General features: G+C 71.9%; 13 protein-coding genes and 1 pseudogene. 9 read left to right on the top strand and 5 right to left on the bottom strand.

All coding sequences use genetic code 11. The features are described from left to right. Positions 1-52 precede the first annotated feature (52 nt). Genes OHA21_RS50070 through OHA21_RS50085 form a run of 4 tightly spaced genes read left to right on the top strand, consistent with a single transcriptional unit; the run spans position 53 to position 6,014 of the window. The gene (locus tag OHA21_RS50070; protein ID WP_328467820.1) at positions 53-3,265 is read left to right on the top strand and encodes a helix-turn-helix transcriptional regulator; all 3,213 of its coding nucleotides are present in this window, start codon (positions 53-55) and stop codon (positions 3,263-3,265) included. 38 nt (positions 3,266-3,303) lie between these two features. Then, complete coding sequence (locus OHA21_RS50075; protein WP_328467822.1) at positions 3,304-4,524, top strand: alpha-amylase family protein; 1,221 nt, start codon at positions 3,304-3,306, stop codon at positions 4,522-4,524. Between the two features lie 51 nt (positions 4,525-4,575). Then, complete coding sequence (locus tag OHA21_RS50080; protein ID WP_328467823.1) at positions 4,576-5,061, top strand: SigE family RNA polymerase sigma factor; 486 nt, start codon at positions 4,576-4,578, stop codon at positions 5,059-5,061. A 2-nt stretch (positions 5,062-5,063) separates the two neighbouring features. Beyond that, positions 5,064-6,014, top strand: coding sequence for a hypothetical protein (locus tag OHA21_RS50085; protein ID WP_328467824.1), 951 nt, complete (start codon positions 5,064-5,066; stop codon positions 6,012-6,014). Position 6,015: 1 nt separating this feature from the next. Here the strand turns inward: OHA21_RS50085 and OHA21_RS50090 are convergent, their stop codons facing one another. Further along, on the bottom strand, positions 6,016-6,840 hold the full coding sequence (locus tag OHA21_RS50090; protein ID WP_328467825.1) for a hypothetical protein: 825 nt from the start codon (positions 6,838-6,840) through the stop codon (positions 6,016-6,018). A 105-nt stretch (positions 6,841-6,945) separates the two neighbouring features. Here OHA21_RS50090 and OHA21_RS50095 point away from each other — a divergent pair, with 105 nt between their 5' ends. The 4 genes from OHA21_RS50095 to OHA21_RS50110 all read left to right on the top strand — a co-directional run bounded on the left by OHA21_RS50095 (position 6,946) and on the right by OHA21_RS50110 (position 15,995). Next, a complete protein-coding gene (locus tag OHA21_RS50095) occupies positions 6,946-7,536 on the top strand; it encodes a TetR/AcrR family transcriptional regulator (protein WP_328467826.1) in 591 nt (196 codons plus the stop codon). A gap of 68 nt (positions 7,537-7,604) precedes the next feature. Next, positions 7,605-8,354, top strand: coding sequence for an MBL fold metallo-hydrolase (locus tag OHA21_RS50100; protein ID WP_328467827.1), 750 nt, complete (start codon positions 7,605-7,607; stop codon positions 8,352-8,354). Between the two features lie 78 nt (positions 8,355-8,432). After that, complete coding sequence (locus tag OHA21_RS50105; protein WP_328467828.1) at positions 8,433-10,802, top strand: putative bifunctional diguanylate cyclase/phosphodiesterase; 2,370 nt, start codon at positions 8,433-8,435, stop codon at positions 10,800-10,802. Continuing rightward, positions 10,803-15,995 (top strand): diguanylate cyclase, encoded by a 5,193-nt coding sequence (locus tag OHA21_RS50110; RefSeq protein ID WP_328467830.1) that lies wholly within the window; start codon positions 10,803-10,805, stop codon positions 15,993-15,995. A gap of 424 nt (positions 15,996-16,419) precedes the next feature. On the opposite strand, the gene OHA21_RS50115 is transcribed toward OHA21_RS50110, so the two are convergent. From OHA21_RS50115 to OHA21_RS50130, 4 genes and pseudogenes are all read right to left on the bottom strand, one after another. Next, positions 16,420-17,271 carry a M15 family metallopeptidase gene (locus tag OHA21_RS50115; RefSeq protein WP_328467832.1) on the bottom strand — a complete coding sequence of 284 codons (852 nt, stop codon included), beginning with the start codon at positions 17,269-17,271 and terminating at the stop codon, positions 16,420-16,422. Between the two features lie 160 nt (positions 17,272-17,431). Further along, positions 17,432-19,101 (bottom strand): annotated as a pseudogene (locus OHA21_RS50120) (ISAzo13 family transposase). Between the two features lie 441 nt (positions 19,102-19,542). After that, positions 19,543-20,823 (bottom strand): FAD-binding oxidoreductase, encoded by a 1,281-nt coding sequence (locus OHA21_RS50125; protein WP_328467834.1) that lies wholly within the window; start codon positions 20,821-20,823, stop codon positions 19,543-19,545. Positions 20,824-20,877: 54 nt separating this feature from the next. Continuing rightward, a complete protein-coding gene (locus tag OHA21_RS50130) occupies positions 20,878-21,363 on the bottom strand; it encodes an RrF2 family transcriptional regulator (protein ID WP_328467836.1) in 486 nt (161 codons plus the stop codon). Between the two features lie 94 nt (positions 21,364-21,457). Here OHA21_RS50130 and OHA21_RS50135 point away from each other — a divergent pair, with 94 nt between their 5' ends. Further along, complete coding sequence (locus tag OHA21_RS50135; RefSeq protein ID WP_328467838.1) at positions 21,458-22,858, top strand: ABC transporter substrate-binding protein; 1,401 nt, start codon at positions 21,458-21,460, stop codon at positions 22,856-22,858. The last annotated feature ends 2 nt before the right edge of the window (positions 22,859-22,860 follow it).

A 22,860-nucleotide genomic window follows, 5' to 3' on the forward strand; every position in this document is an offset into this window, starting at 1 on the left:
CACGCACAGCCAGCCTGCGCGGCTTCCACCGTGGATAGCGTCCGAGGCAGTCATGGCTGTCCGGGGGAGAACCGAGGAATGCCGCAGGCTCCGCGAATTCGCCGCCGGCCTGCGCGAAGGACTCGGTGGCGTGCTGGTCCTCAGCGGCGATCCGGGCATGGGCAAGACCACCCTGCTCGAGTACGCCGCCGCCTCGGCGCGGCCGGCCAGGGTGATCCAGGTGGCCGGGGTGGCAGCCGAGGCCGACTTCCCGTTCGCGGCCCTGCACCGGTTGCTGATCCCGGTGCTGGAACCGTCCCGCTGGGACGCGCTGCCCCCGGCCGAACGCCAAGCCCTGCAGGTCGCCTGCGGCCTGGCCGACGGTCCACCGGTAGACCCGCACCTGGCCGGCCGCGCCACCCACACGGTGCTGACCGCCCTCGCTGCGGCCGGCCCACTGCTCTGCTGCATCGACGACGCGCACTGGCTGGACCCCGAGTCGCTTTCGGCGCTCGCCCACGTCGCCCACCAACGCCCGCGGCTGGCCCTGCTGTTCGCGATCACCACCCCCAGCCCTGTCCCGGCTCCCAGCCCCAGCCCCAGCCCCAGCCCCAGCCCCAGCCCCAGCCCCAGCCCCAGCCCCAGCCCCAGCCCCAGCCTCGCCTCGGGCTCGGGTGACATGCGTCCCCTCGCAGGGCTGCCGATCCTCAAGCTCGCGGGCCTTTCGGAGGCCGACGGCGTGGAACTGCTGCGCTCGATCGTCACCGGCCCGCTCGACCAGCGCGTGGCCGCCCGGCTGGTCACCGCCACCGACGGCAACCCGCTCGCCCTGCACAACCTCGGCCGCGAACTGACCGCCGACCAGCTCACCGGCGCCCGAACCCTGCCCGACCCGCTCCCGGTGGGCAGCCGCCTGGCCGAACACCACCTCCGGCACCTCCGCCGTCTTCCCGAACCCACCCGTCTCTGGCTACTGCTCACCGCCGCCGAACCCCGCGGCGACCAGGAAGCAATCAGCGCCGCCGCCACCCGCCTCGGCGTCACTCCAGCCGGTGCCGCCTCGGCCGGCGTAACCCCGGCTGGCCTCACTGCGGCTGGCGTCACCGCGACCGGCGTCACCCCGGCCGAAGCCCTTCCTGCTGGAGTCGCCCATCTGCTGACCGGTGGCCCTCAGGTCGTATTTCGGGATCAATCGGTCCGCTCGGCCATCTACAGTGGCGCGACCGGCGTGCAGCGACGCACTGTTCACGCCGCACTCGCCGAGGTGACGACGAGGCCGACCGACGCGGACCTGCGGGCCTGGCATCGGGCCGCGGCCTGCGTAGGCCCGGACGAGCAGATCGCCGCCGAACTCGTTCGCACCGCCGACCGGGCCGCGGCACGCAGCGGATATCCGGCCCGGGTCGCACACCTGACCCGCGCCGCAGAACTCACCCGCGAAGGCCCGCACCGCAGCGAACGCCTGCTGGCCGCAGCCGAGGCCGCCCTCACCGCTGGCGCGCCCGTTCAGGCCCTGGCCACGGCCGACGCCGCCCTGAGCACCGGCACGCCCTGGCCCGCAGCCGACCAACCGTCGGTTGATACCGGCCGGCACGATCACCTCGCGCTTCCCGCCGGACTCGCGCCTGAGCACGACGTCACCCACGGCCGGGCCTTGATCGTACGAGCAAACGCGCAGGTCATGCTCGGCAGCCCGGAAGCGTACGCGAAGGGATCCGCCCTCTGCCTGGCAGCCGCACACGCGTTCGCCGGCAGCGAGCCGCGCCTCGCTCGCGATGCCCTGCTCGAAGCCGTGGAACACCTGATCCGGGCCGGCCACCTGGTCCACGACACCAGCCCCGCAGAGATCGCCGCCGCCGCGAAGCGAACCGCCACTGAGCCCGGCGCCACGCCACCGAGCGCGGGCCGGCCCGGTGCTGAGAAGCCGGGTGCAGCCCTGCGCGGAGCCCGGCAACCGACCGCGGAACAGAACGGAACGGAGCATTCCGGTTCGTTTATCGCAGAGCTGTTGCTGGAAGCTTTCGCGACACTGGCCTCGGCCGGAGTGGAAGCCGCTCTGCCACGGATCCGGCAGGCCGCTGAGGCGTTGCTCGACCCGGCGGCCCCGGACGACGAAGTGCTGCGCCGGCACCTGATCGGCGCGGTGCTGAGCACCCTGCTCTGGGACGCCGACCAGCAGCGCGCACTGTGGCGGCGGGTGATCGGCATCGCACGCGAGTCCGGGGCGCTCTGGCAGCTGGTGATCGGGTTGTACTGCGCGGCCACCCTGGAAGTGCAGCTCGGCGAGACCGCCGCGGGCCGCGCGCTGCTAGCTGAGAGTGACGAGATCCGGGCGGCGATCGGGGCGACCGACGAGTTGTGGGCGGTGCAGCGGCATCCCGAACTGCTGGCCTGGCGCAGCGCACCGCGCAACACCGACCCCACGGCGGAGCTGGACGCCGCGCCGGCCGACCCCGCGGCGGAGCTGGACGCCGCGCCGGCCGACCCCGCGGCGGAGCCGGGCGCCGGGCTCACCGACCCGGCGGCGGAGCTGGACGCTGGGCTCGCCGCGGCCGGGTCGCTGGGGTCCGGCTCGATTCAGTCGCTGATCCGGATCGGTCTGGTGGTGCTGGCGCTCAGCCGCGGTGACTACCCGCGGGCCCGGGACGTGGCGCGCGAGGTGTTCGAAACCGACACCCTCGGCCTGTACTCGCGGGTACTGCCCGACCTGGTCGAGGCCGCGATCCGCAGCGGCGACCGGCTGCTGGCCGAACGGGCCCTCGCCGCGCTGACCGTGCAGGCCACGGCGGCCGGCACCGACTGGGTGCTCGGTCTGCTCGCCCGGTCTCAGGCGTTGCTCGCCCCGCCAGCCGGGGCCGAAGCGCTGTACCGGAAGGCGGTCCTCCTGCTCACCGGCACCCCGGCGCGGGCCGACCTGGCTCGGGCGCACCTGCTGTACGGGGAGTGGCTGCGCCGGCAGCGGCGCCGCCGTGACGCCCGGGCTGAACTGCGGACCGCGCTGGCGGGGTTCGAGGCGATCGGGGCCACCGGATTCGCCGTCCGGGTCGCGCAGGAGCTGGACGCCACCGGGCGGCCTGCCGAGCGCCGGGCGCCGGGGAGCACCACGGCGGGTGCGCCGGGGAGCCTGACGCCCCAGGAAGCGGCGATCGCCCGGCTCGCCGCCTCCGGCGCCACGAACGGCGAGATCGCCGAGCAGCTCTTCCTCAGCGCGAACACGGTCGACTACCACCTGCGCAAGGTGTTCCGGAAGCTGGCCGTGACATCCCGCCGGCAGCTTCCGAGATAGCGTGGGCGGTCAGTGACCAGCCAACCGGTGGAGGCGCCGTGCAGTCCTGGATCGACCACGCGATCTGGTGGCACGTGTACCCGCTGGGTTTCACCGGCGCGCTGCACGCCGAGCCGGGCGGTCACCGGCTCACCCGGATCGTCGACTGGATGGACTACGCGATCGAGCTGGGCGTCTCCGGCCTCCAGCTGGGCCCGATCTTCGCTTCCGAGACACATGGGTACGACACTGTCGACCATTTCCGGATCGACCCGCGCCTCGGCGACGACGCGGACTTCGACAAGCTGATCGCCGCGGCCCGTGAGCGCGGCCTGCGGGTGGTGCTCGACGGGGTGTTCAACCACGTGGGGCGGAGTTTTCCGGTGGCCGATCCGGAGCGGTGGTTCCGGCGCACCGGTCCCGGGCCGGGGGAGTACGCGGTGTTCGAGGGGCACGGCAGCCTGGTCGAGCTCGACCACGACTCGCCCGAGGTGCTCGATCACGTGGCGCGGGTGATGAACCACTGGCTCGACCGGGGCGCCTCCGGGTGGCGGTTGGACGCGGCTTACGCCGTACCCCCGCGGTTTTGGCGTGCTGTGCTGGAGCGCGTCCGCCCGCAGCATCCGGATGCCTGGTTCGCGGGTGAGGTGATCCACGGCGACTACGCGGAGTATCTGCGGGAGAGCACCCTCGACGGGATCACGCAGTACGAGTTGTGGAAGGCGATCTGGAGCAGCCTCAACGACGGCAACCTGTTCGAGCTGGCCTGGGCCCTGGAGCGGCATCAGGAGGTGCTCGCCGCGGGGACCCCGCTCACGTTCGTCGGCAACCACGACGTCACCCGGCTGGCGAGCCGGCTGACCGACCAGCGGCACACCGGGCACGCGCTGGCCGTGCTGCTCACCGTTGGTGGTGTGCCGAGCATCTACTACGGCGACGAGCAGGCGTTCCGGGGCGTCAAGGAGGACCGGGCCGGTGGCGACGACGCGGTCCGCCCGGAGTACCCGGCGCGGCCGGACGACCTGGCCCCGTACGGATGGCCGGTCTACCACCTGCACCAGCGGCTGATCAGCGTGCGCCGCCGGCACCCGTGGCTGGCGAAGGCCCGGACCGAGGCGGTGCACCTGACCAACGAGGCGGCCGCGTTCTCCGCCACCGATCCCGCCGACCCGGCGAACCAGCTGGTCGTCATGCTCAACGTCGGCGACAAGCCGTACCGGTTCCCGTCCGGCATCGAGGTCCCGGCACACGACTGGAAGATTTCTCCGGACGTGGACTAAGCGGATCGCCCGGGCCCGGCGTTGTAGGTGCAGTCGGAGCCTGGGGGATCAATGACGTTCGAGGAGTTCGTGACCGCGCGGCTCGGTGCCCTGCTGCGGTACGCGACGGCGCTCACCTGCGATCCGTACCTGGCCGACGACATCGTCGGGGAGGTGCTGGTGCGGTCCTCGTCCCGGTGGCGGCGCATCGAGCGGATGGAACAGCCCGAGGCGTACGTGAAACGCATGGTCCTCAACGAGTTCCTCTCCACCCGGCGCCGCCGCGGCCGGACCGTTCCGATGAGCCACGAGCAGCTGGACAGCCGGGCCGAAGGTTCGGACCCGCACGCCGTACTCCCGGAGCGGGACGCCCTGATGCGCAGCGTGCGTGCCCTGCCGCCCAAGCAGCGTGCGGTGATCGCGCTGCGTTATTTCGAGGGCCACACCTATGACGAGATCGCTGACCTGCTGGGCTGCCGGCCGTCCACCGTGCGCGTCCACGCGTCGAACGCGCTGACCCGGCTGCGGTCCGGCGAGCTGAAGATTGTGGGGGAGTGAGCGTGAGCCACGACGAGCAGCTGCGGGCACTGTTCAGCGACATCGCCGGGCAGGCGCACGACCCGGCCCGGCTGGCGCCGGAGATCGTGGCGCGGGCGCGGACCCACCGGCAGCGCCGTGGGTTGCTGATGGCGGCCGGCGCGGCGGGGACGACGGCGGTGCTGGGCGGCACCGGCGTGGCCGGATGGCTGTGGTCGAGCCGGACCACGCCGGTCGCGGAGGGCCCGGGCATCCGGGTGCCGCTGCGTTACGGCCTCGGGTGGGTGCCGGCCGGATTCGCCGAGGAAAGCCGCAGCGCCACGGTCCCCGGTAGCGGTGTGGAGGAGCAGGGCCGGAACTGGCGCGGCGACGGCCAGATCTACCTGCAGCTCGAGCCGGCTCAGATGAATCTCCGGCGCCACCTCCGGACAACCACGATCGCGGGTCGGCTGGCATGGGACTTCCCGGGAGAGCCATCGCACCAGATATACCTCGAAATCGATGACGAAACGTGGCTGATGGTCGGCGCTCGGGTGCCCGGGAACAAGGCTGATGTCGCCCGTAAGCTGGCCGAGTCGGTGACCGCCGAGTCGTCAGCCGTCTGCGAGGTCTCGTTGACCTTCGGGTGGTTGCCGGAGCGGTTCGCGGGAGTGCGAACCATCGGCTTGGGCCGCATCGCGAAATCTACGAACGAGACCCTGATCGTGCAGCACAAGGACGGTCCCGCCCGCATCGTGGTGCAGATGGGGCCGATTCCGGAGCCGTCACCGGGAGGCACGAGAGCCACCGTGCGAGGGCACGACGCGCTCGTCCGTGAAGGATCGGTGCCGCTCGTCGATGTCGACCTGGGCGGCGATCGCCGATTGAGACTCAGCGGGCTGTCCCCGCAGGACGTAACCCTGGAGGAGCTGATCCACGTCGCGAACGAGGTGCGCATCGGCCGGCCCCCGGACACCAGCTGGCTGCAGCGTTAGGTCAGTAACCCAGCTCGCGGGGCAGCACCGGCCGGTCCGCCGCCGGACCGTCGGCCGGCAGCCGGCCGGTGTCCGCCAGCCAGCGCTGGACCAGCGGCCAGTACCACACCGAGGTGCCCGGCTCCGGTGGCGGGAACGCCGCATGCTCGGCCCGCCACCGCCCGGCCCGGGTGACGCTCACCCCGGCCCGGTGCGCGATCTGATGCATCGTCATCAGCTCCGGATCGTCCTCGTCCCGCTGCTGAGCGGACGCCCAGATGCTGACCTGCGGCTCCTCCCAGGCCCGCCCGGCGATCCCGGCCAGCATCGGCGTCGCCGCCCGCATCCGGTCGCGCAGCACCTCGCGGTTGGTCTCGATGGTGTCCCACACCGCGGCGTTCGCGGCCCGGACGCTGCCGTAGTCGCCGATCCGGCCGATCCCGTACGGCCGGGTGCCGGCTTCGGCGGACCAGGTCCCGCGCCGGCCCGGCTTCACCGAGCCGCAGGTCAGCGACGTGAACTCGGGCAGCTGCACCCGGTGCCCGCAGTCGGCCGCGAGGCGGCACGCGGTCACCGCCTCGGACACCGGCGTCGGCCGCGGCGAGCGCTCCAGCGCGGCCACGTGCACGGCGAGACGATCAGCCGCGGTCAGGCTTTGCAGCCACCTTTCGCGTACGCGCAGAAGCACCTCGTCCAGCGCCGGAACCGCCACCGGCCCGTCGTCGGTGGCCCGCCAGCTCACGATCTGCGCCGGCACCTCCCTGACGGCCTCCGCAGTGAGCTCCGTGACCAGGGCGATCACCCGCTGATCCTCGTCGATTCCGGCCCCCCGCAGAGCAGTCGTCATCGATTCAGCATGCCGCCCATCGATGCTCGCGTGTGTCCCGAACCACCGAACTGGACTGTCAGGTGCGCAACAGTTGTACCCTCGCTTCGGCCCGAGGGGAGGACAGTGCCCAAGATCGTCGATCACGACCAGCGGCGCGACGAGATCGTCGAGGCTTACCTCACGGTCGTCGCGCGCGACGGTCTGCCGGCGGCCACCACCCGGGCGATCGCGGCCGAGCTGGGTGTCGGCACCGGGGCGCTCTGGCACTACTTCGACGGTTTCGACGCGGTGGCGGCCGGTGCCTATCAGCGGATCACCGACCGGACCAACCAGCGGATCGCGGTGGCCACCGCCCGGCTGCGCGGGCTCGACGCGGTGTACGCGATGCTGCGCGAGATCCTCCCCTTGGAGAAGGAGACCGTCGACGAGGCGTACGTGGTGGTCGGTTTCTGGGGCCGGCTGGCCGCCAACGACCGGATCGCCGCGACCCGCGCCGACGTCGACGAGCACTGGCACGACCTGCTGCGGCGCTATCTCGCCGAGGCGGTGCAGGACGGCCGGCTGGACCCGGGCACCCCGGTCGACGAGGTGATCGACGTGCTGCTCACCATCGCGGTCGGCCAGCAGGTGCACGCGATCATGGGGTCCGAGCTGGCCGAGCCGGCCCGGCAGATCCGGATGATCGACCTCTGCCTGCGCCCGTGGCTGCGCTGAGTGTCGATCGGGCAACGATCCGCTGACTGGTCCCCCCGCGGTCGTCCGGTAGTGCCGACGATGGATGGATGACGGACTTCAGACTCAGCCGCAGACTGCTGTTCACCGCCGGCTCGGGCGTGCTCGGCGTGACCGTTCTGAACACGTTGACCGGCTGCTCGGGCTCGTCCGATCCAGCCGTTTCCAGCACCGCTTCGAGTCCCGCCGCGGGCCCCGCCTCCGCCGCGCCCGCGCTGGTCGGTGACTGGCAGCGGGTCAACCTCTCGTTCGTCTCGGCGTACCTGGTGATTCGCGGTGGTGAGGCGGCCGTCGTGGACACCGGCACGCCCGGCTCGGAGACCGCGATCGGCGACGCGCTGAAGGCGGCCGGCAGCGACTGGGCCGCGGTGAAGCACGTCATCCTCACGCACCAGCACGAGGATCATGCCGGTGGGCTCGCCGGGATCGCGCCGCTGGTCTCCGCGAAGCTGTATGCCGGTCAGGCCGACGTCACCGGCATCAACTCGGAGAAGCCGTTGACCGCGGTGGCCGACGGCGACGAGGTCTTCGGCCTGCAGATCGTCGGTACGCCCGGGCACACCGCCGGCCACGTGTCGATCTTCGAGCCGTCGACCGGCGTGCTGGTCGCCGGGGACGCGTTGCGCAACGAGAACGGGCTGGAGGGCTCCGCCCCGCAGTACACCTCCGACCCGGCCCAGGCGGCCGCCTCGGTCAAGAAGCTGGCCGCGCTGAACGTGCTGGCCATCCTCCCCGGGCACGGCGAGCCGCTGACCACCGGAGCGAGCGACGCCCTGAAAAAGCTGGCCGCCACCCTCTGATCCCCGCGCTGCAACCCTTTCGCACCCCCGGCCGGGGATGGTGAGCCGGTCGGGGCTGGACTACGGAGGGGCACGCCGGTGGACCGCAGTTCGCTCAGCAGCGCGCCCGCGTGGCGTGACCGGGCCTGGTTGGGGTGTCTCGTCATCGGCGTGCTGGTCGCGGTCGCGGCTCCGCTGATGGACGACGTGGCGCGGCAGTTCGCGTACGTCCTCGCCTCCGGTGTCGCCCTGGTCGCCGGCGTGGCCGGTGCTCGCCTGCACCGCCCGGCCCGGCGCTGGCCGTGGCGGGCCATCGCGGCCGCCATGGTCTGTTGCGGCGCCGCGAACGCGGTCTGGGGCGCCGGGCTGGCCGCCGGGCAGTCGATCCCGATGCGGATCTCCGCGATCGACGTGCTCTACCTGAGCATGTACGTGCTGCTGATGATCGGGCTGTTCGGGCTGCCCGCCGGCCGGCTGGGTTCCCGCTGGTCGGGGTTGACCGAGGCGGGCATCGTGCTGTGCACCGGGACGGTGCTGGTCTGGGTCCTGCTCTACGACCCGTTGCTGTACGACGACGGCCGCCCGTGGCCGGGTTCGCCCAGTGTGATCGCCTACCCGTGGCTGGACCTGCTGGTGCTGGCCGCGGTGACCCGGTTGATCGTGGTGCTGCGCCGGCTCACCTGGTCCGACCTGCTGCTCGTCGTGGCCGCCGTGGTGCTGACCGCGGCGGATGTCGTGTACTTCGTGGCGACCGCGAACGGTGGCTCCTGGGCCGGGCCGACGTGGAGCGCCGCCGGCTGGGTGCTGACGTTCCTGCTGATCGGGGCGGCCGCTCTGCACCCCGATGCGGGCGCGCCGCCGAGCCCGGAGGAGGCTGCCGGCAGCGGCCGGGGGCTGCGTACGGTCGCGCTCAACGTGGTGCTCGTGCTGGTCGGGCCGGCTGCCACGGCGTACCTGGTTCTCGGGGAGGAGTCGACCGAGGACCTGGACCGGTTCGACCTGATCGTGCCGCTCGCCGCGACCGCGTTCACCGCGGTGCTGCTGGTCATCCGCTCCAGCCACGCCATGTGGACGGCGAACCGGCGTACCGCCCGGCTCCGCGAGTCCCTGCGGGAGCAGGCCGAGTTGCAGCGTTCGCTGAGCCACCAGGCCCGCCACGACGCGCTCACCGGCCTGCCCAACCGGGTGGAGATGACCCGGCTGATCGCCGAGGCCGCCGGCAGCGGGGCCGGCCGGGTGCTGTTGCTGCTGGACCTGGACGGTTTCAAGGACGTCAACGAGCGGCTGGGCCACCCGACCGGCGACGCCCTGCTGATCGCGGTCGCCGAGCGGCTGCGCGAGCTGCTGGGCGAGGGCGAGTACGCGGCCCGGCTGGGCGGCGACGAGTACGCCCTGCTGATGAGCCCCGGCACGGACGGCCGCCTGCTGGTCGACACGATGCGCCGCCCGGTGACCGCCGGCGAGCAGGTGCTGCACGTGACCGCCAGCGTCGGCATCCGCGTGATCGAGCCCGACGCCGACGCCGTGCAGTTGCTCGCCGACGCCGACCTGGCCCTGTACGCCGCGAAGGCGGCCGGCAAGGACTGCGCCGCCGTCTTCGACGTGTCCATGCGCGAGGAGCAGTGCGAACGGATCCGCCTGCTGGATCGCCTCCGCACGGCCGTGGACGCCGGTGAGTTCGCCGTGCACTACCAGCCGATCGTGGCGCTGGCGGACGGCACACCGACCGCCGCCGAGGCGCTGGTGCGCTGGATCCCGCCCGGACAGCCGATGATCGGCCCGGACCGGTTCATCCCGGCCGCCGAGGACAGCGGCCTGATCGTCGTGCTCGGCGAGTGGGTGCTGCGCCGGGCCTGCCGGGACGCCGCGCCCTGGTACCGGCGGTGGGGCACCACGCTCACCGTGAACGTCTCGCCCCGCCAGCTGAGCGACCCGCACTTCACCGGCAAGGTGACGAACGCGCTGCGTGACAGCGGCCTGCCGGCCGCTGCGCTGACCCTGGAGATCACCGAGGGCGTCCTGGTCCGCTCGGGCGCGCACGCCCAGCAGGCGCTGGGGCACCTTTCCGCGCTTCGCGCCGAGGGGGTACGCGTGGCGATCGACGATTTCGGCACCGGCTACTCGTCCCTGGCGTACCTGCGCGATCTGCCGATCGACGTGCTGAAGATCGACCGGTCGTTCATGCCTGCGGGGGACGGTCACGGCGACAGTGACCGACAGCAGACAGCTCTGGTGCGCACGATCGTCGATCTGGCGCGTAGCCTCGGACTGACCACGGTGGCCGAGGGGGTGGAGACCGCGTACCACGCCGACCTGCTGCGCACGCTGGGCTGCGACCGGGGCCAGGGCTACCACTTCGCCCGGCCGATCCCCGCGCCCGAGCTGGCCGCCATGTTCGCCGCGATCGTTCAGTTCTGCCCGCTTTCAGCCGATCAGCAGAACGACGCCGGATGCGGAGTGAGTGTGTAGGTGACGGAAACAGGACGGGCACGCCCGGCGGAACTGACCGGCCTGGAGGTCGGTGAGGAGCTCGGCCGGGGCGCGTTCACGATGGTCCACCGGGCCCGCCGCGGCGACCGCTGGTATGCGGTGAAGCGTCCGCTGGCCGATCCGGAGGCCTACCCGGAGATCCGGGCCGCTTTCCACCGCGAGGCGGCCCTGCTGGCCTGCATCGACGACCCCGGCGTGGTCGGCGTGTTCGCGGCCGGCGAGCTCGATGGCGTACCCACCCTGGTTCTGGAACATCTGCCCGGCGGCTCCCTCGCCGACCTGCTGGTCGGTGGCCTGCTCAGCCAGGAGCGGGTGGTGGAGATCGCCGCCCAGCTGGCCCGCGGACTGGCCGCCGCGCACCGGCTCGGCCTGGTGCACCGCGACCTCAAGCCGGGCAACATCATGGTCTCCGGCGACCGCCCGGCCAAGCTGATCGACTTCGGTCTCGCGCAGCTCGACGTTGCGCAGCCGGGCAGCCCGGACGCCGCCGGCAAGGCCGACGAGGCGGTCGGCACCTTCCTGTACGCGCCGCCCGAGCAGTCCGGCATGCTGAAGCGCCCGGTCGACGGCCGCTCCGACCTGTACTCGCTCGGCGTCGTGCTCTTCGAGTGCCTCACCGGCCGGCTCCCGTTCGAGGCCGACGACGTCGGTGAGCTGCTCCGCCTGCACCTGGCCGCCCCGGCGCCGGACATGGCCGAGCTGCGTCCCGGCCTGCACCCCACGCTCGTGGCGGTGGTCCACCGGCTGCTCGCCAAGGACCCCGACGACCGCTACCCGGATGCCGCCGCCCTCCTCGCCGACCTGCGGGACTGCCCCGGTGGCGAGGCCGCCGAACGGCCGGCCGTCGCGGGCTGGCCGCTGTGCGGGCGCGACGCGGAGGCCGGGCGCCTGCTGCGCCGGTGGGAGCGGGCCCGCGCCGGGCACGGCGGGGTTGCGGTGATCCGTGGCGGGCCCGGCTCCGGGCGTACCCGGCTCGCCGAGGAAGTCGCCCGGCAGGCCGTCGCCGACGAGGTGCCGGTGCTCTGGGCCACCGGCCGCCCGGACGAGTCGCCGCTGTCCGCCGCCCGCGAGGCGGTCGAGGGCTGGCTGGCGACCGTCCGCCGGCTTCCGGAGCATCGGCGGGCCGTCGTCGAGCAGCAGATCGCCGAGTCGTCCGCGGTGGCCGGCCCGGCCCTGATCGGCCGGCTCTTCGGCGACCTCGGTCCGGCCGCCGCCGAGCCGGCCACCCCGGCGCCCGGCGGCGACGAGCACGTGCTGGCCGCCGGGGTGTCGCTGCTCGGTGAGCTGGCCACCCGGGCCGGCGGCCTTCTTGTGGTCGCCGACGACGCCCACCAGCTCGACTCCGGCACCCGGCAGCTGCTCGCCAAGCTCCTTCCGGAGCTGACCGGCCTGCCGATCCTGCTGCTGCTCACCGCGCCGGACGAGGCCGCCGACCCGGCCGCGGCGCTGGGCGCGAGCGGCGCGCTCGAGGTGACCTGCGGGCCGCTGCCGGCGCCGGCGGTCGCCGACCTGATCGGCTCCCGGCTGCCCGGCGCCGAGGTCCCCGCCGACCTGGCCCGGTACGTGACGACGCGCGCCGAGGGGACACCGCTCTCCGTCGTCGGGCAGCTGATCCGGTTGCTGGACGCCGGCCTGCTCAGCCCGTTCTGGGGCGTCTGGCGGCTGGATACGGCCGGCGCCGACGCGCTGCCGGCCACCGCCGACGTCCGTGACCTGCTCGCCACCCGCCTCGACGGGCTGCCCGGCCACACCGTGGATTGCCTCACCGTGGCGGCCGTCGCCGGGGTCCGGTTCCGGCCGGAACCGCTGCTCACCATCGGCGAGCCCGACCACGTGGTGGCCGCCCTCGCCGCCGGCGTCGACCGGCACGTGCTGGAACCCCGCCCCGGCGGCTGGTACGCGTTCGTCCACCCGCAACTGCGCGACGTGCTGCTCGACCGAGTGGACGAGGAGCACCGGCGCCGGATGCACGCCGACCTCGCCGGGGCGCTCGAGCAACTACCCGAAGACCTCAGGGACGAGGGCCATGCGTACGCGGTGGCCCGCCACCACCGGCGCGCCGGCGACCTGGTGCCGGCCGCGGACCGGCGGCGCAGTGCCGCGGCGGCCGGCCTGCGTGCCCTCGCCGACCAGGCGCCCGCCGAGGCGATCGACTACCTGAGCGAGGCGATCGACGGCGACCCCGCCCCCGGCACGGCGTTGCTGCACCCACTCGCCCAGGCGTACCTGCGGGCCGGCCGGTTCGACGAGTGCGCCGCGACACTGAACCGGGCGCTGGCCGGCGAGACCGACCGGCTGATCCGGGCGCGGCTGCTCACCACCATGATCGAGCTGCACCACACGGTCTGGGACGACGGCAAGGCGCTGGAGGCGGCCGGGGCGGCCCTCGCCGAGTTGCGCCGGCCCCTGCCCGGCCGGGGACTGCTGGTCCTGCTGTCGACCCTGTTCATCGCGATGGCGGGCGGCTTCGTACGGCGTACCCGAATCGGTTTCGGCACTGCGACCGGCCGGCGCCGGGAAACCCTGGCCGCGCTCACTGCCGTGCTGGACGCCGGCGGCTATGCCGCCGGGATCGGATTGCGCCTGCGTGAGGCCGCGATCCTGGCACTGCGCGGCCTGTACGCGGTGAACCGGATCGGTCCCTGCCCGGAGTACGTCCGGATCTACTCGCTGATCGGCTACGTGACCGCGGTGATCAAATTGCGCGGCACCTCGGAGCGGTGCCTGCGCCGGGCCGGACGGGTCGCCGCCGAGCTGAACGATCCCGCGCTGGCCGCCTACGTGGAGTGGATGCGCGGCTGTGCGCTGCTCTTCGGCGGGTACGACGACGGCACCGCCTGGGAGAAGGTGATCACCCGCAACGTCCGCTGGTATGTGCCGGCCCAGCTGATCCCCGGCTACGCCACGCTCGGCCTGCGGTTCCTGCTGCGCGGCTACGTCGCCGAGGCGGACCGCGAGTACGAGCGCGGCATGGGCCACCTGGCCGACCCGCAGAGCGCCCTCGGCACCTCGCTCGGCATGCTCAGCGTGATGATCCCGGCCGGTCAGAGCCGGTTCGGTGACGCCGCCGCGGCGCTGCAGCGGCTGCGCGCCGCCTTCCCGGAGGGCGCCGGCACCCGCGTGCAGCGGGCCAACATCCTCACCGCGGCCGCCTGTGTCCTGCTCGAACAGGGCGAGGTCGGCCAGCAGATCGAGGATGTGCTCGCCGAGTTCCACGCCCTCGGGCTGCGGCCCGGCGACCTGATGCCCCAGCACAAGTGGATCTACGTCTACCAGGCGCACGCCCGGCTGATCCAGCTGCGGTACGCCTCCGACGAGGACCGGCCGCGCCGGATGGCGGTGGCCCGCAAGGCCGTCGAGGACCTCGGCAAGGTCGGCGGCACCCCGCTGCTGCGGGCCGTGCACCAGACCACCCGCGCCTCGCTGTACTACGTGGCCGGCGACCACCAGCGCTGCATCAGGACCGCCGACGAGGCGGAACGCCGGCTGCGTGCGGTGGACGCGCCGTTCATCCAGTATGAGGTGTGCCGCATCCGGGCGCGCGCGTTCCGGGCGCTCGGCATGGCCAACGAGGCCGACCGGCAGGCCCGGTTCGCACTCGGGCTGGCCGTCTTCCACGGCTGGGACCAGCGGCGACGGCAGACCCGGACCGAGTTCGGGGTGGACGAGGGGGCCGGCACGCATCGGCGTACCGTCGCGGAACGCCGGCCCAGCTCCGGCCGCAACCGGCACCTGGATGCGCTGCAGCAGGTCGGCACCGCGGCCGCCACCATCCTCGACCCGCAGCAGCTGGCGCAGGTCGCCCTCGACGAGATGCTGCGCATCCTCGGCGCCGAACGGGCCCTGTTCTTCCTGCTCGACGACGCCGGTGAGCCGGTCCGATTCGCCGGCCGCGACGCCGACGGCGATCTGGCCGACACCACGGAGTACGGCGCCACCCTGGTCCGCCGGGTCGCCGAGACCGGCGAACCGCTGGTGGTCACCGGCACCGAACAGGGCGCCGCGCTCGGCTCCCGCAGCGCCGTCGTGCACGGTCTGCGTAGCATCCTGGTCGCGCCGGTGCAGTTCAAGGGACGCCTGGTCGCCGTCGTCTACCTGGACAGCCGACTGGCCCGCGGCATCTTCACCGACGACGACGTGGCCGTGCTGACCGCGGTGACCAGCCACGTCGCCGTGTCGCTGGAGACCGCCCGGGCCGCGCAGCTGCACTCCGCCGTCCAGGCCGCCCGCCAGCAGCAGGCCCTCGCCGAGATGCTGCGCGCCAGCCTCGCCGAGCTGAGCACCATCCTCGAACCGGACCGCCTGCTCAAGCAGCTGTGCGCCACCCTGCAGACCCAGCTCGGCGCCACCGCCGGCGCCCTGCTCGGCCCCGGCAGCTCGGTCGTCGAAGTGGTCGGCGCCGCACCCGCCGAGATGATCGGCAGCACTGTCGAACTCGACGAGCGACCGGAAGGCAGCCCCGCGCTGCTCGAACCGTCGGCCTCCGCGAGTGTGCGCGAGCGGCTGCTGGACGGCGCGCCGGTGGCGCTCGCCGTGCCGCTGCGCGCCCGCGACGAATGCGCCGGGCTGGTGCTGCTCGGCGGCACCGGGCTCGACGACACCAGCCGCCAGGTCGCGGCCGCGCTGGCCACCCAGGGCATGACGGCGTACGAGAACGCGCGCCTGTTCAGCCGCGTCCGGGAACTCGCCACCACCGACGAACTGACCGGGCAGCACAACCGGCGGCACTTCTACGCGATCGCCGGGGCTCTGGTGCAGGCGGCGTCACGCAACGGGCGCCAGCTGGCCGCGGCGATGCTGGACATCGACAAATTCAAGGCCATCAACGACACGTACGGGCATGGCGTGGGGGACGAGGTCATCCGTACCGTCGCCGCCCGCATCCGCGCCCGCCTGCGCCACTCCGACGTCCTCGGCCGCTACGGCGGCGAGGAGTTCGCCGTCGTCCTGCCCGACCACGAGGGCCACGCCACCGAACTCGCCGAACGCATGCGCCTCGCCGTCTCCGCCGACCCCGTCGAAACCCAGGCCGGCCCGATCCCGGTGACCATCAGCGTCGGCCTGACCCGCCTGGAGCCGGGCGACGCCTCCCTCGACGAACTGCTGGCCCGGGCCGACCACGCCCTCTACCGAGCCAAGGAGGCCGGCCGCAACCGCGTAATCACCGCCTGAACCCCTTCCGGGGTCGGGGTCTGTCTCGAAGGGTGCCTGGGGGAGCAGCGGGTGACAGCGCCAACGGGTGGCTGAGGCCGCTGTTCCGGTCTTTTTCCTAGGCAGGGCTCGCCCGCCGGTGGTTGTGCGGCGGTCCCCGGGCTTGAACGGCTATCGACGCCGCACTGGTCGTCGAGGCCTTCGGCTTCCCGCCGGGTCCAGCTGTCGAAGGGGGTTCGGGGCGGGCGATAACCGTAAGGCACAGCCGAGCCGGTATTTCCGGGCTTGTTGATCATTCGGCTGGGAGTTGCGCACCCTTCCGGGCGGCTGAGGCAGCAACAGCTCCCAGCCGGCCCCTGCAGACCAACCTGGTGAAACCCTCAGCTGGGAGTTACGGCTCTCCAACGGCGCCATCGGGAGGACAGACCTCGAGCCCGAAACCGGTCTAACGGTCGTTGGTGCTGAAATGCATGTAGTCCTTCAAGGTCGTCCAGCGGCCGCCCCAGGCGAAGCCGTTCGCGGTGAAGGCGCCCACCGCGCCGCCGGCGTGGAGCATGCCGGTCCAGTGCTTCTCGCGGGCCAGCCAGGTGGCGCTGTCCGGCGGGTCCAGGTAGGTGTGGTTCGGGTACGTGCCGCGGATCGTCGGGTTCTGCCGGGGATTCACGTCGATCGCCCGGCCGTAGGAGTGCTGTGACCACGTCGTCGTGCCGGGTGCATAGCGGCATTCGTATCCGCTGGTCAGGACGCTCTGGTCGGTCAGGCCGGGCAGGTTGACCGACATCGGCTGCATCACCATGATCGGGAACCGCCAGGCGTACAGGGTCTGGAACGCCCGCTTGGTCTGCGTCACCACGGTGCGGTGCATGATCAGGTGGCCGTCCCGGGCGATGCCCCGGAAGTCGATGTAGCGCACCCAGATCCGGCGCAGGTCGGCCGTGGGAACCGGGCATTTCTTCGCCGCGTCGCCGTTCGCCTCGGCCGCGGTCACGGTCTCCACCCGGGTGCGCCAGCCGGGCAGCGGGCGGTCCGGGGCGGTCAGTCGCAGCATCCCGTCCACCCGCAGCACGTAGTCGCGGCTCAGGCCGTTCCATTCGCGCAGGTCAGCTAGCTTCACGTCGTGCTGTGCGGCGATCTCGGACAGGGTGTCGCCGCGCTGGATCACATGAACGACCGCCTCCACCTGATCTGGTCCCGGCTGGTTGCCGCCGACAGCCTGAGCCGCCCCCGCCATCGGCGCGGCTGCGGCCGGGATCGTCAACAGCAGGGCGGCCAGCAATGCCGGCGGACGTTTCCACATGGCTATCAGGCTCACCCCCGAGACCCGCCACCGCAGGCGAATCGCGCACTCCAGCCCCGCCCGGCTGGTTAACAGGGCTGTTTCGCCGTCGCTGGAACAGCCCTGTTAACCAGCCGACTGCTCCGGGCACCCGCCCGGCGTGGTTAGGGCTCGTCGATTTTTAACTCGCTGTTTTGATCAAGGCGGGTGCGGTGAATCCGGCGGCGCGGGTGTGAGCGGCGAGGTCGGTGTGGTTGGTGAGGCGGATGTTGCTGGGTTCGATGGGGTGCTGGATTTGGGTGAGCAGGGTGCGGGTGTTGCGGATGGCGACGTTGATGGTGGTGCCGGCGACGCCGAACAGATCGGCGATGACCTTGCGGGGCAGTTGGTAGCGGTCGTGGAGCAAGGTGGCCAGTAGTTGGTGGCTGAGGGTGACGCGGATCTTGCGGCCGCCGCCGCGGGCCGGGCGTGGCCGCGCAGGTTGTGCAGGAACGCTTCGTGTTGGGCTTGATGGGGAACGGTGAGCCGGTTGATCAGGTCGTTCCATGCGCTGTCGGGCATGCCGGTGATGGCCGGGTGCACCAGCGCGGCCAGGTGATGCAGCGGTGGTAGGGCTGTCGCGGGTTCGCCGGCGGGTGTGGCCGGGTCGGGGCGCAGGGTGTAGTTCCAGTCGCCGTGCCAGTCGTGACGGTCGATGGCCAGGGTGCTCATCTGCTCGTCGGTGATGACGACGCCGGTCGGGTAGTGGCCGGTGTCGAGTTCGGCGTGCACGCGCAGCCCGCTGCTGGTGGTGGTCGCGGCGATCGTGTGGACGATGGTCTCGTGGCTGGTCAGGGGTCGTGCCCGCCAGTTCATCGAGATGTGGGCGAACAAGCGATGCTCGATACGGTTCCATTTACTGGTGCCGGGCGGGAAGTGGCAGACGGTGATCGGTAGCCCGATTTCGGCGGCGAGAGCGGCCAGATCCGTTTTCCAGGCGCGAGTGCGGTAGCCGTTGGATCCGCCGGCGTCCGCGGTGATCAAGAGCCGTCCGGCGTTCGGGTAGCGGTCACGGCCGTAGCCGTCCCACCAGCGGCGCAGAGTGGCGACGGCGAACGCGGCGGTGTTGTGGTCGGTGCCGACGGCGACCCAGCCGGTGTCGGCGGCCAGGTCGTAGACCCCGTAGGGGATCACCTGTCCCAGCTGCGGATCGGCGAAGTCGTGGGTGCGGACTACGGCCGGCTCACCGGCAGGCCGCCACTCGCGGCCCTTGTTCGCGAACGCGCCGACGAGTTCCTTCTTCTTCGTATCGACGCTGACGACCGGGTCACCGCTGGACAGATAATCCTTGACCTGCTCGTTGATGTAGCCGAACTGGGCGTCGCGGTCGGGATGGCGTCTGCCTTCCAGAGTCTTGGCATTGCCCTGAAGGCTGAATCCCTCACCGTGCAGCAGAGCAGCGATCGTGTCCGGCCCGGCCTTATGACCCCGCCCGGCCAGTTCCTGCGCAAGGTGGCGCAACGACTTCGTCGTCCATCGCAGCGGCGACATCGGGTCCCCCCGCTCGTCCGGCTCGACCAGCCCCAACAACGCCGGCATCAGAGCGGGATCATGTTCGGTCACCGGCTTCCGGCCGCCACCGGCACGGCGGACCCGGCCCAGCGGCGCCACCCCGGCCTCCAACTCATCGACGCCCGCAGCCACCGTGCCCTCCCGGACCCCGGCAGCTCGCGCTACCGCCCGGATCCCGCCATGCCCCAGCACCCGAGCCTCAGCACCCAGCAGCAACCGGCGTTGCCGCTCGTCCAGATGCGGCAAGATCACCTCAAACTTCGCTGCCAGCCTGCCCCGTTCCTCCTCCGATACCGCCATAACAGATCAACGCATCGAAATCCGCCAAGCAACGGCTTGTTCTTCGACGAGCCCTTACGCGCACGGACGACGGCTGGGCCGCTGTGGGTCTCGACGATCAGTTCGGCGTCGGTGACGTCGCTGCCGCGCGGCTGGGGGCTCGTTTCGGGCTCAGTTGATCAGTCGGCCGTGCGGTGGTGCTGTCATACCGCCCGGCAGGCAGCGCCGGCGGGCGGCCGAGTGATCGAGTAGGCCGAAACAGCGGCCCCAGCCGCACGTTAGCGCGGTAGTCAGCGCCGGGCAGTGCGGTAGTCAGCGCCGGGCAGTGCGGTAGTCAGCGCCGGGCAGTGCGGTAGTCAGCGCCGGCAGTGCGGTAGTCAGCCCCGGGCAGTGCGGTAGTCAGCCCCGGGCAGCGCTGTGGCCATCCGATAGATCGGACCCGGGCTCGACGCCGAAGAGTCTCTAGGACACCGGGAAGTTGCTGCGGAAGACACCCGCCGGATCGTGCTGCTGCTTGACGGCGCGCAGCCGCGTGACCACCTCCGGGGTGAAGGCGTCGGCGATGCTCTCCGACGGGTTGAGGAAGGTGACCGGCTTGCGGCCGCTGACCGGCAGCGATGCGGCCAGCGCGGCCTGCCGCGCGGTGACGGCCGCGGCGGCGGACGGGGAGGTGGGCAGGCCGAACATGTAGAGGGCGAACGGTTCGGTCAGTGGCCCGTGCGGGCTGTCGGACGGCTGGGTGAACGCGCCACCGAGGTGGCGGATCTGCACGCTGAGCAGCGGGGCGATCGGCTCGGCCAGGAGTTTGCCGAGGTCCAGGTCGGTGAGGAGCTCGCAGCGTGACAGGCCGGCGGCGGGGTCGGTGGGTTCGGCGGTGATGGCGCCGAGTTCGTCGGCCGGCATGACGCGGCGGCTGTCGGCCAGTGGGACGGGAAGGCGGTCGAGGGCGGCGAGCAGTTCGCGGGCCTCCGGTTCGGCGCCCAGGTAGGTGGTGTCGACGGCGACCATCGGGTCGGCGCCGGGGAAGTGCAGCAGGTCGAGCCAGGTGGTGAGCTCGCCGGGCGCGGTGGCGACGATGTCACGGAAGGCTTCGGCGACCTCGGCGGTGTGCTCGCCGGACCAGAGGACCCGGCCGCCGTAGAGGTGTGGCGCCGGGTGCAGCGTCAACTCCAGGGCGGTGACGACAGCGAAGTCGCCGCCACCGCCGCGCAGGGCCCAGAACAGGTCGGGGTCGGAGGAGGCGGTGAGGTGGCGCGGCGTGCCGGTGGCGTCGACGACGTCGAAGGCGGTCACCGCGTCGGAGACCCAGCCGTGGGCGCGACCGAACCAGCTGAGCCCGCCGCCGAGCGCGACTCCGGTCACGCTGACCACGGGTGAGCTGCCGGGCAGGCCGGTGAGGCCGTGTGCCGCGGCGGCGGCCTGCAACCGGCCGGAGGAGACGCCGGCGCCGATCCGGGCGCGCCGGGCGACCGGGTCGATCTCCAGGGTGTCGAGGCGGCGGGTGCGCAGCAGGATCGTGCCTTCGGTACGCCCGGTCGCGCCGTGCCCGTTGGGCTGGGTGGTGATCGTCAACCCGGCACTGCGGGCGTGTCTGACCAGCGCGGCGACGTCGCCTGCGTCGGCGGCTTCGACGACGGCGGCGACCGGCTGCTGAACGGCGAGGTTCCACGGCTGGCGGGCGGTGTCGAAGCCAGGCGTGCCGGGAAGCCAGACCTGGCCGCGGACGACGGAGTCGAGGTTCATGACGTTCTCCAATTCTGGATATCTTATGTCTAGAATTAACCGCTGAAAAACCGGTCAGGCGCGCAGCGCAGAAAATCGATTCGCGGTGTTGCCGGGCGTCGCCGGGAACTGCTGCTCGACGTCGGCCTTCAGGTCGGCGATGGTCTGCGCGGCCAGCTCACGCCGCCAGGCCAGGTCGGCCCGGCGCATGGCCCGGGAAATCAGGCAGGACTGCCGGTAATCGACCCTCGGGTCGGCGCCGGGCCCCTGCTTGAGCAGCTGCTCGCAGCGGAACGCCTCCTCCGGCCCCTCGATCGCGACCACGATGTCCAGCACGGTGATCTGCTCCGGAGCGCGGGCCAGCCGGAAGCCGCCGCGCGGGCCGGGTGTCGAGGTGACGATGCCGGCCCGGGCGAGCGCTTGCATCTGCTTGTTCAGGTACGCCGCGGGCAGCTCGTAGAAGGCGGCCAGCTTGGCCGCCGGGACTGCCCGGTCGTCCGGCAGCCAGGTCAGGTTGAGGCACGTGTGCAGTGCCCACTCGACGCCTTCGCTCATCCGCATACCTGGACACTACATATCCAGAATACCTGACCACTAGTGATCTAGATCACAACACCCTACGGTCATCGATGAATGCCTGAAGAAGGAGCTACCGATGACAAATAGGAGGAATTTCCTACGCACCACGGGGGCGCTGGCGGTCGGCGCGATGCTCGCCGGCTGTGCCAGCGAGGAGGACGCCGGACCGGGCGGGCCCACCGGGGCGCCGGGCAACGCTCCGGCGGAGACCTACGAGGAGCCGTCGAAGAAGCTCTCCGGCGGTCTGAGCATCCTGTTGTGGAGCCACTTCGTCCCGAGCCACGACGCCTGGTTCGACAAGTTCGCCAAGGACTGGGGCAGCAAGGCCGGCGTCGACGTGAAGGTCGACCACATCGACCAGGCCCAGATCACCACCCGGATCGCCGCCGAGATCTCGGCCGGCCAGGGGCACGACATGATCCAGTTCATCGCGCCGCTGTCGCAGTTCGAGCCGAGCGTGCTGGATCTCAAGGATCTCACCGACGAGGCGAGCAAGCGCTGGGGTACGCAACTCGAGCTCTGCCAGAAGTCCAGCTTCAACCCGAGCACCGGGAAGTTCTACGCGTACTCGCCCGGCTGGGTCCCCGACCCCGGCAACTACCGCAAGTCGCTGTGGGAGCCGGCCGGCTTCCCGAACGGGCCGGCCACCTGGGAGGACCTGCTCAAGGGCGGCGGTGAGATCAAGAAGTCGAAGAACGTACAGATGGGCCTGGGCATGTCCCAGGAAATCGACTCCAACATGGTGCTGCGCGGGCTGATGTGGACGCACGGCGCCTCGATCCAGGACGCCAACGAGCGGGTGGTGCTCAACTCGCCGGAGACCGTGCAGGCGGTCGAGTTCATGGCCCGGCTGTTCAAGGAGAGCATGACCAACGAGGTGTTCTCGTGGAACGCCGCTAGCAACAACCAGGGCCTGGTCGCCGGGAAGATGTCGTACATCGTCAACTCGATCTCGGCATGGCGCACCTCGCAGGGCACCAACCCGGCGGTCGCCGACGACGTGCATTTCGTGCCGGCTCTGACCGGCCCGGCGGGGCAGTTCGCCGCGCAGCACGTGCTCTACAACTGGATCGTCCCGAAGCATGCCGCGAACCCGGATGCGGCCAAGGAGTTCCTGCTGCATTACACGAGCAACTTCAAGGCCGCGACGTACGCCAGCAAGCTCTACGACTTCTGCGCCTTCGCCGAGCGCACTCCGGAGCTGACCGGCTGGCTCGGCGCCGACCCGTTCGGTTCGAATCCACCGGACAAGCTGAAACTGCTCGCCGACGCGACGAAGTGGAGCGTCAACATCGGCTACCCCGGCCCGGCCAACACGGCCGAGGGTGAAATCTTCAACACCTTCGTCATCCCCAACATGTTCGCCCGGGTGGCCCGCGGCGAGCAGAGCGCCGCCGACTCGGTCACCGCCGCGACGTCGCAGGTCAACGCGGTCTTCGAGAAGTGGCGCGCCCAGGGCCTGGTCGGCAAGGGATAAGA

Origin of the sequence: Actinoplanes sp. NBC_00393 (assembly GCF_036053395.1) — a bacterium.
Lineage (GTDB): Bacteria > Actinomycetota > Actinomycetes > Mycobacteriales > Micromonosporaceae > Actinoplanes.

Coding starts and splice junctions, on each gene's coding strand:
- OHA21_RS50070 (WP_328467820.1), top strand. CDS start 53: ATGGCTGTCCGGGGGAGAACCGAGGAATGCCGCAGGCTCCGCGAATTC.
- OHA21_RS50080 (WP_328467823.1), top strand. CDS start 4,576: ATGACGTTCGAGGAGTTCGTGACCGCGCGGCTCGGTGCCCTGCTGCGG.
- OHA21_RS50090 (WP_328467825.1), bottom strand. CDS start 6,840: ATGACGACTGCTCTGCGGGGGGCCGGAATCGACGAGGATCAGCGGGTG.
- OHA21_RS50100 (WP_328467827.1), top strand. CDS start 7,605: ATGACGGACTTCAGACTCAGCCGCAGACTGCTGTTCACCGCCGGCTCG.
- OHA21_RS50115 (WP_328467832.1), bottom strand. CDS start 17,271: ATGTGGAAACGTCCGCCGGCATTGCTGGCCGCCCTGCTGTTGACGATC.
- OHA21_RS50125 (WP_328467834.1), bottom strand. CDS start 20,823: ATGAACCTCGACTCCGTCGTCCGCGGCCAGGTCTGGCTTCCCGGCACG.
- OHA21_RS50130 (WP_328467836.1), bottom strand. CDS start 21,363: ATGCGGATGAGCGAAGGCGTCGAGTGGGCACTGCACACGTGCCTCAAC.
- OHA21_RS50135 (WP_328467838.1), top strand. CDS start 21,458: ATGACAAATAGGAGGAATTTCCTACGCACCACGGGGGCGCTGGCGGTC.